This is a genomic window from Dyadobacter psychrophilus (genome assembly GCF_900167945.1).
GTDB classification, from domain to species: Bacteria; Bacteroidota; Bacteroidia; order Cytophagales; family Spirosomataceae; genus Dyadobacter; species Dyadobacter psychrophilus.
Genome location: NZ_FUZA01000004.1, coordinates 294,572 through 309,163, shown reverse-complemented (window position 1 = coordinate 309,163; position 14,592 = coordinate 294,572). Strand labels below are relative to the sequence as shown.

At 45.2% G+C, this 14,592-nt stretch carries 10 protein-coding genes and 1 tRNA gene; 5 read left to right on the top strand and 6 right to left on the bottom strand.

What is annotated here, in order from left to right; translation table 11 throughout:
- Positions 1-16 precede the first annotated feature (16 nt).
- Complete coding sequence (locus B5X68_RS17255) at positions 17-4,606, bottom strand: translocation/assembly module TamB domain-containing protein (protein WP_082215993.1); 4,590 nt, start codon at positions 4,604-4,606, stop codon at positions 17-19.
- 71 nt (positions 4,607-4,677) lie between these two features.
- Between B5X68_RS17255 and tsaD the strand changes: the two genes are divergently transcribed.
- Together tsaD and B5X68_RS17245 are read left to right on the top strand one after the other, a co-directional pair.
- Entirely contained in the window at positions 4,678-5,676 is a 999-nt protein-coding gene (tsaD, locus tag B5X68_RS17250; protein ID WP_082215992.1) for a tRNA (adenosine(37)-N6)-threonylcarbamoyltransferase complex transferase subunit TsaD, read from the top strand.
- 34 nt (positions 5,677-5,710) lie between these two features.
- A complete protein-coding gene (locus B5X68_RS17245; RefSeq protein WP_082215991.1) occupies positions 5,711-6,508 on the top strand; it encodes an MOSC domain-containing protein in 798 nt (265 codons plus the stop codon).
- A 74-nt stretch (positions 6,509-6,582) separates the two neighbouring features.
- On the opposite strand, the gene B5X68_RS17240 is transcribed toward B5X68_RS17245, so the two are convergent.
- The 5 genes from B5X68_RS17240 to B5X68_RS17220 form a co-directional block, all read right to left on the bottom strand.
- Positions 6,583-7,356 carry a hypothetical protein gene (locus tag B5X68_RS17240; RefSeq protein ID WP_141110327.1) on the bottom strand — a complete coding sequence of 258 codons (774 nt, stop codon included), beginning with the start codon at positions 7,354-7,356 and terminating at the stop codon, positions 6,583-6,585.
- A gap of 212 nt (positions 7,357-7,568) precedes the next feature.
- On the bottom strand, positions 7,569-8,381 hold the full coding sequence (lpxA, locus tag B5X68_RS17235; RefSeq protein WP_082215989.1) for an acyl-ACP--UDP-N-acetylglucosamine O-acyltransferase: 813 nt from the start codon (positions 8,379-8,381) through the stop codon (positions 7,569-7,571).
- Positions 8,378-9,769, bottom strand: coding sequence for a bifunctional UDP-3-O-[3-hydroxymyristoyl] N-acetylglucosamine deacetylase/3-hydroxyacyl-ACP dehydratase (locus B5X68_RS17230; RefSeq protein WP_082215988.1), 1,392 nt, complete (start codon positions 9,767-9,769; stop codon positions 8,378-8,380). Before B5X68_RS17230 ends, lpxA begins: the two co-directional genes overlap by 4 nt.
- A gap of 35 nt (positions 9,770-9,804) precedes the next feature.
- Positions 9,805-10,851 carry a UDP-3-O-(3-hydroxymyristoyl)glucosamine N-acyltransferase gene (lpxD, locus tag B5X68_RS17225; protein ID WP_082215987.1) on the bottom strand — a complete coding sequence of 349 codons (1,047 nt, stop codon included), beginning with the start codon at positions 10,849-10,851 and terminating at the stop codon, positions 9,805-9,807.
- 82 nt (positions 10,852-10,933) lie between these two features.
- Positions 10,934-12,166 carry an HD domain-containing protein gene (locus B5X68_RS17220; protein ID WP_170916671.1) on the bottom strand — a complete coding sequence of 411 codons (1,233 nt, stop codon included), beginning with the start codon at positions 12,164-12,166 and terminating at the stop codon, positions 10,934-10,936.
- Positions 12,167-12,274: 108 nt separating this feature from the next.
- Here B5X68_RS17220 and B5X68_RS17215 point away from each other — a divergent pair.
- From B5X68_RS17215 to B5X68_RS17205, 3 genes are all read left to right on the top strand, one after another.
- Positions 12,275-12,348, top strand: a tRNA-Ile gene (locus tag B5X68_RS17215).
- A 133-nt stretch (positions 12,349-12,481) separates the two neighbouring features.
- A complete protein-coding gene (locus tag B5X68_RS17210) occupies positions 12,482-14,062 on the top strand; it encodes a glycoside hydrolase family 43 protein (protein WP_082215986.1) in 1,581 nt (526 codons plus the stop codon).
- A 65-nt stretch (positions 14,063-14,127) separates the two neighbouring features.
- A complete protein-coding gene (locus B5X68_RS17205; RefSeq protein WP_082215985.1) occupies positions 14,128-14,589 on the top strand; it encodes a hypothetical protein in 462 nt (153 codons plus the stop codon).
- Positions 14,590-14,592 lie beyond the last annotated feature (3 nt).

The following is a 14,592-nucleotide window of genomic DNA, read 5'->3' as shown; positions in this document are numbered from 1 at the left end:
GGCTTTGCTTATCAAACTAACGGGTAGGATCCTTCTTGGAGATCATTTTGTTTGCCGTTGTGTCCTGCCTGGTTGTATCAGCGGGTACATAAGGGATTTTTACCGAAGGTTTTGGCATTAACGAAATGCGGTTGAAACTGTGTGTAAACTGCATGCTCACACCACCGGTTGTCACGGAATTTAACACAAGCGAGTTCAGCACATTGCGGTTGTAAGCTTTCACGCGCACCGAGCCGCTGGGGTTGAGCCAGTATTCCAAAGTCCATTCGCCCAATAAACTAGCCGCATCGTATTGGGAAGCGCCGCTGGCACTTTGCGTTCCCGAAGTGAAACGTCCGTCCCTTGTTACGCGGAAGCGATCATTTAGGAAACGATATGAAAACCTCAATTGCAGGTTATTGAGTGCATTTTGATCCAAGGAAAGTCCAGAAACGCCCACTTCCAGGTTCTCATTTATCCCCGAAGCCCAGCGGCTGATCTGATTGGAAACCAGCTCACTAATGCTGCTGCCGAGGAAATTCTGGCTCCCCACCGCTGCAAGACTCGCCTCAGGAAGCAGCTGATTTACCAGCAATAAGCTACTCACTTGCCTGCTCAATTCCTGTTCATCTGATTTCAATTTGTTCTGAAAGGCTTCGAGTTGCCCGCGATAAGTGCTTAATGAAGGATTGTCGAGCACTTTAAGATCATATCGGATCTGCGGTGACATTAATTGTTCAGAAAGCGCTATGGTCACTTCCACAGGATAGCGGCGGGAAAGTGCATCATTGCCAGTCTCCGTTGTACTCGTGTTTGGTAACACACCGGCCAGGGAAACCATTTGGGTATAACCCGCTTTTACGTCCAGTTGCGCGCCATAAGGATCGCCAGACCATATAATCCGGCTTCCGGGTTTAATGTTAAATTTCTTATTGATGACATTTTGCAGTGTGAAATTGTATTCTCCTCTTTCAATTTCATACGTGCCGGCCATTGTAAAATCACCTTTCGTGTCAATGTTCAGGTTGAGCCTGCCGCTGCCGTTTCCGCGGATAATGTCGCCGGTTTGTCTGTCAAAAATAATCTCGCAGGTCGCGTCGGGCGTCAGGTTGAAATTAAAATCCATTTTAATTCCGCCTACAACCTGGCTTCTTGCTGCGGAGTCCCCGGTGCCGGCAGTACTGTCGGGCGGAGGCATTTTGCTTACAAACTGGATGTAATCTTGCGTAGCCACTTCCGTTGCACCATCGAGCGGAATGTGGATTTTTGTGCCTTTGTTGCTGGTTACGTTCGCCTCAATGTTGAGGTTATCAATAGGCCCGAACACCGCAACAGGCCCGGTAACATAAGCAGTTCCGTAGAAAGTGGTGTTATCTTTCGCGGTTGTATTGAGTATTTTAAAATTCTTTAAATCTGCATTAAAACCGAGCGAGAAATATTTGAAACTATCGTGAAAAACCCCTCCTCTCAGATTGGCAGTATTGCCGTCTGCATCCGTGATAAGCATGTTATCTGATGTGATCTCACTTTCAGTAAAATTGATTTTATCGCTAAAAGTGAAGATCGATTGCAGATAATCGAATTTCATCCGGCCTTTATCAACCATTAAAGAACCATCCAAAACCGGCGCATTAACCACGCCCTTAATCGTTACCACTCCTTTTGCGGTGCCGCTAATGTCCGAAACCAGGCCTGTCGCAAAGGGTTCCAATGCCTTGAAATCAAAGTTGTTGAAAATGGCTTTCAGATCCAGCGTGTTAGCATTCAATTTTGGGCGGTAAACGCCGGTGAGATTGAAAACCCTACGCGCGTTTTTATTAAGCTGCGCATCGATTTCCAGCTCGCTCCTGGCCTGGTCCCACTCGCCTGTTCCGGAAAGGTTACCAAATTCATATTGACCGTAACCCAGGCTTTCAATGTTAACATTTGCATCCAGCACAACACTGTTATAAACGTCTTTCACCCTGGCAGAACCGTCCATTATTCCAGCCAACTGTGTCGTTAAAACAGGATTTAAACTCGCCAGCTTAAAATTTTTGATATCCAGCATCAAACTTTTATCAGGGTCCTCCGACGCCGTGCCATTTACGAAAATGCGCTGCTTGCCGCTTACCAAACCCAGATTGGACATCGTAATATCCCTCCCAACGATGGAAATAAAGCTTTCCGAAGGAACATTCCATGTTTCCTCCAACAAATTGAGTTTTGAATTTTTGAAAACAATGTCCAAACCAGCCGGAAGAAACCGGATTTCGCCCGCAAGATTGGCATCATTCGTGCTGCTCACCTGATGAAGGGCACCATTAAAATCAATGTGGTCAACGTCCCAGGTTCCTTCAATTTCCAGTTTCTCAGTGGGGACCAAGGCACTAATTTTTTGCCTTTCCGAGGTTACAAGCATTGAAGCAAGCACTTCTGCTGAGTTTACAAACTTGGAAGTCGTAACATCCACTTCCGCTTTTACAAACTCGTTTGTTCCATATCGAACCGTATCCGCAACCGCATCGAGCGTTAGAAAAGCCGTGTTATCCATCTTGAAAACCCCCTCGGCTTTCGCGCCCCTGGAAACGTAAACGTCTGGGCTTAAAAATGCAAGAAAACGTGACAAGTTCCTCGTTTCAACGGCATAATCGATCTGATACCGGCTAAACAATGGCTTAACTGGCTTTTTGGCATAATATTCAGACCTGTTCGCTTCGTTTTCAAAAAAGTAAAGTTTATACTCTTCCAAAATGCTGCTAATGTCTTTATAGGCGGCTGTGGGGAGGAAATTGCCGTCCATTTCGGCGGTTAAGAACTCACTTTCCAGTTTTAAAATACGTCTTTCCGCGATCTGACGCGACGAGAAAACCAATGTATCCATTACAAGGTTTCTGTCTTTTTCGGCCATTAACAAATACGTGTTAAGCAGCTTCGCATCGCCCGTGAGCGCATCGAATGTGTTGCCCGACAGATTGATATTGAGTTGTGTGCGCAATGTAATGCCCTCTTTTACAAAACCCAGTTCTTTCAGATTGGCTTTTTCCACAACTCCCTGCACATCAAATGCATTCTGCGCCTTGGAAAGGTCAAATTCCCCCTCAATGTTGGCAACCAGGTTGCTATCCCGCGCAATGACCTGCCCATTGAAATACTGGTTCTGAATATTCCCTTTGAGCTGTATGTTTTTGTAGTTATAATGCTGAAAGCCAACGCGTCCGACGGTCGCGTTCATATCCGTGGAAGCGAATTTCAATTCTGTCCCTTTTCCAAAAACCTTCCCGTCGAAGTCCAGTTCCTGCCAGGTTTCTTCGTCATCCAGCAATTTACCCAGCTTAAATGCGGCTGTTTTGATCGTGCCTGAATAAGTGGTTGACTGCGCATCCGCGATGTGAAAAACAAGATCGCCAGCCACTTCGCCCATATCCGATGACGCAGACGCATTCACCGCAAAGTCTTCGAGCGTCCCTTTAAACGTGCCATCAAGCAAAGTAAGGCCAAATTTTGAAAGTTCGGGGTGCATATCCCATTCAGGATAATACTGGACAATGTCTATTGGCTCCACTTTGGAAAGTGACAGCTGAATGTCCATTTTTACACCTTCAATTGTCGGAAGTCCCTGAAAGCCAACGTTACCTACCAAACGGCTACCTCTCCCGAAATGCAGGTCCATGTCGGACACCATGAAATCGTCCACCTTGCCGTTGAAGTCTCCGGATATGCGCCAGGTTTCGCTCAGTTTGTCAACATAGCTTGAAAAAAGGCCCAGATCTTTAGAATCAACGCGGCTGCCAACCAAATGTCCCTTCATCCGGACCTTATGATTAAAATCACCCAGCTCGCCCGATCTGTTATAGTAGAAAATGACTTCGTCTTTCAAATGGGAATTGCCTATATGCGCATCCAGCTCCTTCAATTCCATCTTTTTTTGACAAAACAAAAAGCGCGTTTCGAGATCGTGCATCGTCAGGCCGGTCTGTTTATCCACCGTTGCCAGGTTTCTGGCCAGAAAAGAAATTGTATCTCCCTGAACCAGGAAATTCCGCAGGTCACCATTCAACTTATTCAGTTCAAAATGGGAGTAGTCAAAAGTTCTCGCACCTTTATCCCGAGGCTGTCGCGGGTCATCATATCGGAATGTCCCGTCTATGACTTTTGATTTGCCAATGATAAAGGGCGTATTGTTTTCAGGGGCATTTTTAGGTCGCGGGACAGCCGGGGCAGTGAGCTCATTGATGCGTTCAATAAAGCCATCGATGTTCAATGAGCCGGATTTAGGCAACACAACCAGATGCACATTGGGCTGGAAAACATTGACCTCGTCAAGATAAATTTCCTTTGCTGAATTTTCAATGATGTTGTTCAGATCCAGGTTGACATCAATCCTGCCGACATCGATCATATCCTTCTGGCTCGTATCTTTCACCGAAATTCCTTCCAGGGAAACAACGTCAAACCACTTAATATTGACTTTTTGAATGGTGATAGGATAACCCAGTTTTCCGGAAATGTCGCTGGTAACGCGCTGAACTGCCCAAGTCTGGACGGAAGGAAGTTGAAGCGCAATGGTAATAATTCCCAACGCCAGCAGCGCGAAGATGATAACTACGATCAGACCATTACCAAACGCCTTCAGGAATTTTAACATATACAGCTTCGCGGCGGGATACCGCTTATCTTATTGTTAATGCTTAATTTTGCGACTATAGTTCAATAAATATGAATATCCTCGCCATTGAATCGTCTTGTGACGAAACCTCCGCAGCCGTAATCACTAACGGGAAAATCTGCTCCAATGTTGTTGCTACGCAACTGATTCACACACAATACGGCGGTGTTGTTCCCGAACTGGCTTCGCGGGCACACCAGCAACACATTCTGCCAGTCGTGAATAATGCACTGAATGATGCAAAAGTAACAAAAAAAGACCTGGATGCCATTGCTTTCACCAAAGGACCGGGGTTATTAGGCGCTTTACTTGTAGGGACTTCTTTTGCCAAATCCATGGCGTTGGGGCTCCATATTCCGCTTATTGAAATTAACCACATGCAAGCGCACGTGCTTGCGCATTTTATAGATGACCCGAAACCTGCGTTTCCGTTCCTCTGCCTGACTGTCAGCGGCGGCCATACGCAAATCGTGAAGGTCACCGGACCTCTGGAAATGGAGATTATTGGTGAAACAAAGGATGATGCAGTGGGTGAAGCATTCGATAAAACGGCCAAACTGCTTGACCTGCCCTATCCTGGCGGACCATTGATTGATAAATATGCCGCATTAGGAAATCCTAATGCTTATCCGTTTCCCCTGCCCGAAATGCCCGGTTTGGATTTTTCATTTAGTGGGATCAAAACTTCGTTTATGTATTTCTTACAAAAACAGGTGCGTGAAAATCCAGATTTTATCAGTGAAAACATCAATGATATCTGCGCGAGCATTCAGTTTACGCTGGTAGACATTCTTTTGAAAAAACTTAAAAAAGCGTCGCGGGAAACAGGGATTAGAGAAATAGCAATAGCTGGCGGTGTGTCTGCTAACTCAGGATTAAGGAAATCGCTGCTCGAATTAGGGGAAAAACTTGGCTGGAAAGTATACATTCCAGCATTTGAATATTGCACAGATAACGCGGCTATGATTGCTATGGCGGCACATTACAAGTTTGAGGCCGAAGATTTCACCGACCAGACTGTCAGTCCGATGGCCCGGATGGAATTTTGAAAACCGATTAGTCATGAAATAAACATATAGAAGAATGCGCTTATCAGAAATTTGGATCTATCCCGTCAAATCATTGGGTGGGATCAGGTTAAAAGAGGCAAAAACCGAAGAAAGGGGCCTGCAATATGACCGTCGCTGGCTGATCATTGATGAAGAAAACACCTTCATTACACAACGCGTTTTCCAGCAAATGGCATTGATCGATGTTGCACTGGAACAGAATGGCCTGAAAATATATGAGCGAAACAACCCTGAGAACAGCATTAAGGTGCCATATGAGCCAGTTTCTGCTCAAAAGTTGTCTGTAAAGATCTGGGACGACCTTGCGGAAGCGGTAACCGTTATGAATGAGGCGGATGCATGGCTTTCGGCACAACTGGAAAAAAATGTAAGACTGGTGATGATGCCGGAATCCACCGAGCGAAAAGCGGATCCAAAATATGCCAAGAATGGGGAGATCGTGAGTTTTGCGGATGGATATCCTTTTCTGGTAATCTCTCAGGCGTCCCTGGACGAACTGAATTCCCGCCTGGAAGAGCCCATTTCCATGGTTCGTTTCCGTCCCAATTTCGTGATCAGCGACACAATGCCCTTTGAGGAAGATGAATGGAAGCGAATCAGAATCGGCGAACTGGATTTTGAAATCGTCAAACCCTGCGCCCGCTGTGTGCTTACCACTGTTGATCCTACCACGGGTCAAAAAGCCCCGGAACCCCTGAAAACGCTCGCCAGTTACCGGCGGGTTAATAATAAGGTTTTGTTCGGGCAGAATATGGTGGCTAGTAACTTTGGGGTTGTTCGGGAGGGGGATGAATTGGAAGTTATTGAATAATCAAAACGCCTTGAAGGATTGCTTCAAGGCGTTTAGTAAACCTTTAAAGTTTTAAGAACTTACCGCCATTTGCATTAAAGATTTTGAACGCTTCCATAATAGTATTTTCCGCTTGGATATTTTAAGAATGGTCGGGCATATAGTTTATCAAAAATTCCCCCTTCAATCGGAAGGTTCACAAAATGCGCACTTACGGAAAATGCTCCCACATAAAACGCTTTTTTATCATTGATTGTAGGATCCGAATTGACGACACCATTTGGAGTTGTTCTATACGAGTAAGCAACACCATATTCCGCAATTGGTGTATTTCCAAGTGACATAACATCCAATTTTGCAGTAACGGTACCATTTTGGTTCTTTGTTAAAATCAAAGAATTAAATGCGGGAATTGTGCCGGGCCTGAAATCAAAAACCTCGCCATAAACCACTGTTCCGTTCGCCTGTCTTGCGTAAGCACGAAAATAAAGTTTATCGAAGTCGTCGAATCCGACTGCCTTTTTGAGAATTGAATGCTCACCTTGTGAAGGAACCTTATCAAACTTCAAGGCACTTGTAAACGCATTGTTTAATGTTGGGACCGTTGTAAACTCATCACTCCCTTCTGACTCAAATGATAATAAAACACCGAACTCGGTGATAGAACGTGTCCCCAGTTTTTCTATTGACATTCTAAAGGTCAAGTCATTGATGGCCTGTCCTGAATTATCGATTTGCAATGTTGTCACTTTTGCATCCTCAGCGACAGGCTCCGGCTTTGGGTCCGGTGTAACGTGGTCCTGACAGGAAAAGGCGAAGAGAAAGAGCGTTGCAAGCAGGGATGAAAATTGAAGTGTGATTCGTTTCATGATTGAAAATTGTTTTTTCTTATTTTGTTCAATCACAATATTAGCGCAAACAAATATGGGCAAAACTACGTCGGCACTGCCCATTGAATTAACGGTGGGTTTCAATTATTGAAAGGAGAAATTATGAGTTAACGGTAAGATAAAAGCGTAAAAAAAGCCCGGAAAATCCCGGGCTTTTTGCATTTTATAAGGAAAATCTTGCTAAGTACACCTTATGGCTGTGCTTCTGTCTCCGTTGTTCCGTTTGTCTGGAAAGGACTTTTCATGATCCCTCTTTCCGAATTACGGATAAAGTTAATGACCACATCGCGCTCGTTGGATGGCGGTAATTCAAGTTCTATTTTCTGCAAAGCCTCAGCGTTATTTAGGCCTCTCATGTAAATGTAGCGGTAAATATTCTGGATTTCGTTGATCTTCTCATTGCTGTAACCACGCCTTCTCAATCCGACTGAATTAATCCCTGCATAGGAAATTGGCTCACGGGCAGCTTTTGTAAACGGCGGCACATCCTTGCGAACCAGTGTTGCTCCCGAAACGAAAGCGTGCGATCCGATTTTAACGAATTGATGTACAGCACTTAACGCACTCACAATCGCCCAGTCACCTACATGTACGTGACCTGCCATTTGCACATTATTGCCAATGATACAGCTGTTCCCCACGCGGCAATCATGCGCCACGTGCGCATAAGCCATAATCAGGCAGTCGGAACCCACCACCGTTTTCCAATGCTCCTCTGTTCCGCGGCTGATTGTCGCGTACTCGCGGATGGTGGTGTTATCACCGATTATAGTAAATGTGTATTCGTTGTTATATTTAAGATCTTGGGGCGTTGAAGCGATTACTGCTCCCGGGAAAATCCGGCAGTTCTTCCCTATTCTCGCGCCTGAATTAATAACAGCGTGTGATCCGATCCATGAGCCTTCACCAATTTCAACATCGGAATGTATCATTGCGAATGGTTCAATTTCCACATTCTGAGCGATCTTAGCGCCAGGATGAATATATGCTAATGATTGAGTCATTTTTTCTTTACCAGGCTTGCTATCATATCCGCTTCACACACCAACTGTCCGGCTACATATCCCCGGCCACTCATTTTCACAATCCCCCTTTTCATCGGAGACGTAAATTCACATTTAAAAATTACCGTATCTCCCGGAAACACATTGCGGCGGAAGCGGCAAGCATCAATACCAATCAGATATGGCCAATAATTATCCGGATCCGGCACACTTGTCAAAACCAGGATACCACCTGTCTGCGCCATTGCCTCCAACTGCAAAACACCCGGCATAACAGGGTTTCCGGGGAAATGGCCCAAGAAAAACTGCTCGTTGATCGTCACATTCTTCACGCCTACCACGCTATTTTCGTCCAATGCAATGATCTTGTCGATCATTTGGAAAGGATAACGGTGCGCAAGCAGCTGTCCGATCTGATTAATGTCAAAAACCGGCGCCTTATGCGGATCGTATTGCGGAATATCGCCTTTGCCGGATTTAATCAGTTTCTTAATTTTCTTTGCCAAAGCCACATTGGCCGCGTGTCCGGGACGGGCCGCTAATATCTGCGCCTTGATCGGACGGCCTACCAGCGCAAGATCCCCGATCAGGTCCAGCAGCTTGTGCCGCGCCATTTCGTTCGGATAATGCAGGTCAACATTGTTCAAAATGCCTTTGGACTTATTAACGCTCACTTTTGGCTTGCTCAAAAGCTGAGAAAGATGATCCAGTTCACCATCCTGCACTTCTCTGTCCACGATCACGATCGCGTTGGTCAGATCACCACCTTTGATGAGGTTTTGCCTGTATAACGCTTCAAGTTCGTGTAAGAATACAAATGTGCGGCATTCTGCGATATCGTCTTTGAATAATGTGATATCATTCAGGGAAGCGTGCTGGCTGCTGATCACCGTCGAATTATAGTCAACCATAACCGTCAGGCGATAATCAGAAAGCGGCAGCGCTACGAGTTCTGTGTCTTTTTCTTTGTTGATATAATGCACATATTCAGGCACTTCAAAGTAATTCCTGTATGCATTTTGCTCTTCAATGCCAGCATCGAGCAGCGCATCTACAAACTTGATAGAACTTCCGTCCATAATTGGCGGCTCGGGGCCGTCAAGCTGTATAAGCACATTGTCAATTTGTAAACCAACTAATGCTGCTAATGTATGCTCAACTGTATGGATCCTTGCTCCGTTTTGTTCAATGGTTGTTCCGCGCGATAGATCGACAACGTTGTCGACATCTGCATCTACGATTGGCTGGTCGGGTAAATCAATGCGTTGAAACTTGTATCCGTGGTTGGCAGGGGCTGGTACAAATGTCATTGTAGCCACCACACCAGTATGTAAACCCACTCCTGTTACGGATACAGACTTGGAAATGGTTTGTTGTTTTTCGTTCATTATAAATTTCCTTTTCTTCTTAAAGGCGCGTTGTACTATTGACCCTGAAAATCCGACGTTTCATGTTTATTTTCCAGATCTTTCAGCCTTTCTTCTATTTCGGGCAGCCTCCTGACAAGGGCCATGGACCTCAAATGTTCGTTCAAATCCCTTGCTGGCGAACCGGAAAGCGAAAGTCCTTCTTTTTTAATCGATTTCCCCAATCCGCTCTGGGCACCTATTTTGGTTTTATTGGCAATCGTGATATGTCCTACAATTCCAACCTGTCCGGCAACGACACACTGCTCGCCGACCGTGGTGGATCCTGAGATTCCGGATTGGGCTGCAATTACGGTATTTTTTCCAATCTCTACATTATGTGCGATTTGCACGAGATTATCTATTTTGACCCCTTTTCTAATAATCGTGGAACCCATTGTCGCACAGTCGATTGTGGAATTGGACCCAATGCTTACATCGTCTTCAATGATCACATTACCCAGCTGGGGAATCGTTTTATACGTTCCGTCGGCCTGTGGGGCAAAACCAAAACCATCGCTTCCAATGACCGTGTTCGCAAAAATCACACAATTTTTACCAATGATCGTATTGTCATAAATACGCACACCTGGATGAATTACAGAGTTATCACCTATTTCAATGTTATCACCCAGATAGGTGTTTGGATAGATTTTAACGCTGTTCCCGATCACGCAATTTTTGCCAATGTAGGAAAATGCGCCGCGGTAACAATCTTCACCAATCTGGCTGTTATCTCCGATAAAACTGGGTTGTTCTATTCCGGATTTGCCGCTGGCAATGCGCTTTTGATATTCTTCGAGCAGGATCGTAAATGCAGTGTAGGCGTTCTCGACATATATAAGTGTCGCCGAAATTTCTTTTTTGGGAACAAAGTCCTTGCTGACAATTACTGCGGAAGATTGTGTTGAATATATGTAAGGTTCGTATTTGCTGTTGGCTAAAAAGGAAATACAGCCCGGACGCCCTTCTTCAATTTTAGCAGCCGAATCAATTGTAATTTTTTCATTTCCAACAATGGTTCCATCAAGCATTTGAGCAATCTCGCTGACAGTAAATTTCATATTTTTTCGGCTAATTTCGGGTAACGAATATCGAGTACTAATTATGGATTTTTAAAAAGGCTTTTTCTAATTATGATCCTGACTAACCACGCAAAGATACATTTTTAGCCCAACATACATAGTACTTGCGTACAATCTTAGTGAGTGCCTTTATGGTAGGGATATCGGACGCATCGGCAATGTCCAGCAGCGCGCCGTTCTTCATTTTTACCCGTATCGGATCCAGTTCTTTTGCATAAGCCCAGTTGGTTGTTTCGCCCTTCACCAGAAAATAATCCGTCTGCTCTTTCGCAATGCCCGATGCAGTAAGCTGGCTTCGCAAATCGGCCAGCAATGCTTCATCCGGTGGCGAATCGTAAAAGCTGATCTTGAATAATTTACGGTTCAGAAGCATTGTACAAAGGGTCGACAGCACCGGATCAGGATGTGTGCGCCAGCCCTTTACAGAAGCCCATACGTCGTTATCATCCAAACCGTTGAACGATTCAAGTAAATCCTGGTGTATATCAAAGTCTTCGAGGCTGAAATTATTGTGCAGGAACCTAGCAAAATCTGGCGTGGCAAATAATGTTGTGCCGCTTTCCGACAACTCGCGGGCTCTTTGCAAAATCTGAGTGAGCATTGCCTGTGCGCTCAATAAGGTTTTATGCAAATAGACCTGCCAGTACATGAGCCTGCGCGCATGAAGGAAATTTTCAATACTAAGCAATCCCTTTTCCTCAACCACAAGCTGGTCATCACTTACGTCGAGCATTTTAATAAGCCTGTCTGCACCAATGGAGCCCTCGATCACGCCTGTGTAAAAGCTGTCACGGTTCAGGTAATCCATCCGGTCCATATCGAGCTGACTGGAAACCATTTGATGGAAAAATTTCCTCGGATAAGTCCCCTCAAACATCTGGATCGCCAGATCAAGCCGGCCGTCCATTTGCCTGTTAAGCGCTTTCATCATCACCAGTGTAATGGATTCATGCGCTACGTGCTGTAAAAGAACGCTCTCCAAAACATGTGAAAATGGCCCGTGCCCCAGATCATGCAAGAGAATAGCCGCCTGTGCCGCTTCAAACTCGGATTCAGAAATAGAATGGCCTTTTTCCTGTAGTACTTTGAGCGCCTGGCTCATGAGATGCATGGCACCCAATGCATGGTGGAAACGGGTATGCAATGCGCCGGGATAAACTACATCCGCCAGACCCAGCTGCTTAATCCGCCTCAAACGCTGAAAATAGGGATGATCGACCAGGTCGTAAAGTAAATCGGAAGAAATGGATATAAACCCATAAACAGGGTCGTTGATGATTTTCCTTTTATTCAAAGCTCGATTTTTTGGCAAAAGTAATAAACAAGCAACGGACAAAAGAACTTATTCTTATGAATAAGATTTGGAGAATTGCCGCTATTGCGTAATTTTGCGCTTCATAACGGGCCTATAGCTCATTCGGTTAGAGCAACTGACTCATAATCAGTAGGTGCCTGGTTCGATTCCAGGTGGGCCCACAATAGAGCAACTGACTCATAATCAGTAGGTGCCTGCCGGGCCGCCGGGCGGTTCGATTCCAGGTGGGCCCACAATAAAAAGCTTAGCAGACGTCTGTTAAGCCTTTTTTATGCCTAAACCAACGTTTAAGTCATGAGATCCATAGCCTTTCTTTTCTCCTTCACACTCCTACTCACAACCAACGCTTTCGCACAGAAACCGAAGCCAAAACCTGCCCCGGGCCTGGTTGTTACTTATAGGAACCCTGTTATTGCAGGTGACTTTGCAGATCCTTCGGTGATCCGTGTAGGTGATACTTACTATGCGGCAGCGACCTCGTCGGAATGGGGGCCGGCTTATCCTATATACAGTTCAAAAAATCTGGTCGATTGGGAGTATGTCGGGCCTGTCTTTGCCGAATTGCCGGAATGGACCATGGGCAGTTTCTGGGCACCTGAATTGTATTTCCGCAACGGCACTTTTTATTGTTATTACACTGCCCGACGCAAATCCGACAAGCAATCTTTCATCGGCGTGGCCAGTACAAAGGATTTGAAAAAAGGCTTTAAAGATCACGGCGTCATTATTGAATGGACTAAGGAAGCGATCGACGCATTCGTGGTTGAAGATAATGGCAAGCTATTCATCACCTGGAAAGCATACGGACTGGATAAAGACCGAGGAATCGAAATTCTCGGGGCGGAACTGTCTTCCGATGGTTTGAAAGTGATCGGTAAAGAATTTGGCCTGATCAAAGCAGAACTTACCGGCTGGGAATCTGGCGGGGCAGAAGGACAATCCATTTTTAAGCGGGGAAATTACTGGTATATGCTTTATTCAGGTAATGCTTGCTGTGGAGCGGGTTGCGATTATCAGGTTGGCTTTGCACGGGCCGAAAAGCTGGAAGGGCCGTGGACAAAGTATGCGGGGAACCCGGCGCTTTTCGGTGACGAGTCCTGGAAATGTCCCGGGCATGGAACCGTGGTGGTAACGCCGGATAATCGCTATTTTTATTTGCACCATGCTTATAACGGTGTCGATTTCACATTTTCGGGAAGGCAGGGCGTCCTCAGCGAACTGGTTTGGGATGAAGTTTCTAAATGGCCGGCTTTTCGATATGGAAAAACCACGCCCGCGCAGGCAGAAGCACCCATTGCTATCGGTGCGGTGATCAATCACAATTTTTCTATCAATTATAACAAGGATACGCTGAAAGCGCCGTGGGTTTATGATGTAAGTTTCTCAAAACCAAATTTCGAGGTGCAAAACGGATCGCTTGAAATCGAAAATACCAACCACAATAACACTGGAAATTTTCTTGGTATAACCGTTAAGAAAGGAAGCTACACCTTCTCCGCGGAAGTCACTGCAAAAAAGGATTTATCACAAAATATCATTGTTTATGGCGATGCCAGAAATGCCATTGGCTATGGCGTTCGTGACAATCACATTTCTTTGTGGCAGATTAAGGAAGGCGTTCACGAGGTGATCAAAACGCAGGAGATTCCTGATAAATACAAAGACATTAAACTTAGCCTGCAAAGCCGTTATGGCCGCTTTTATGAGTTCCGCTGGGATGTGAAGGGGCAGAAAATCGATTCTCTGACCAGCTCCGTCCAGATAGAAACGCCCTGGCTGCCGCGCTGGGACCGTGCTCCGAGAGTTGGTGTTAATGTTTCCGGCAATGGCTCCGGCAAAAGCGAGATTAAGGCGGTGCAGATGAAATATGATTAATGCGATATATGAGCTACATTTGCAAAACATACTATTCAGTATGTTTTGCAAAAAGCGCTTTTAGAATGTTTCCAACGCTCCTTTTCCTGCATTCCATTTTCAGATGGCTGGTCCTTCTCGGTCTTATTTACGCCATTTTTATTGCATTCAGAGGTTATTCTAAAAATCTGAACTTTACCAAAAAATCCGATTCGATCCGGCATTGGACCGCAACCATTGCCCATATACAACTCATGATCGGGTTTACGCTTTATACACAAAGCCCTTTGGTTAAATATTATTTTACCAATCCAAAGACATTTGATCTAACCGGCATTTCTTTTTTCAGCATCATTCATGGCAGCCTGATGCTGGTTGCGATCATTTTTGTGACAGTTGGCTCGGCACTGGCGAAGCGAAAAGTGGCTGATCGCGATAAGTTCAAAACCATTGCCATTTATTACAGCATTGCGCTATTAATCATTTTAATCGCAATCCCATGGCCGTTTTCTCCATTTTCGCAGCGTCCTTTTATCAGGTTTTTTTAATAT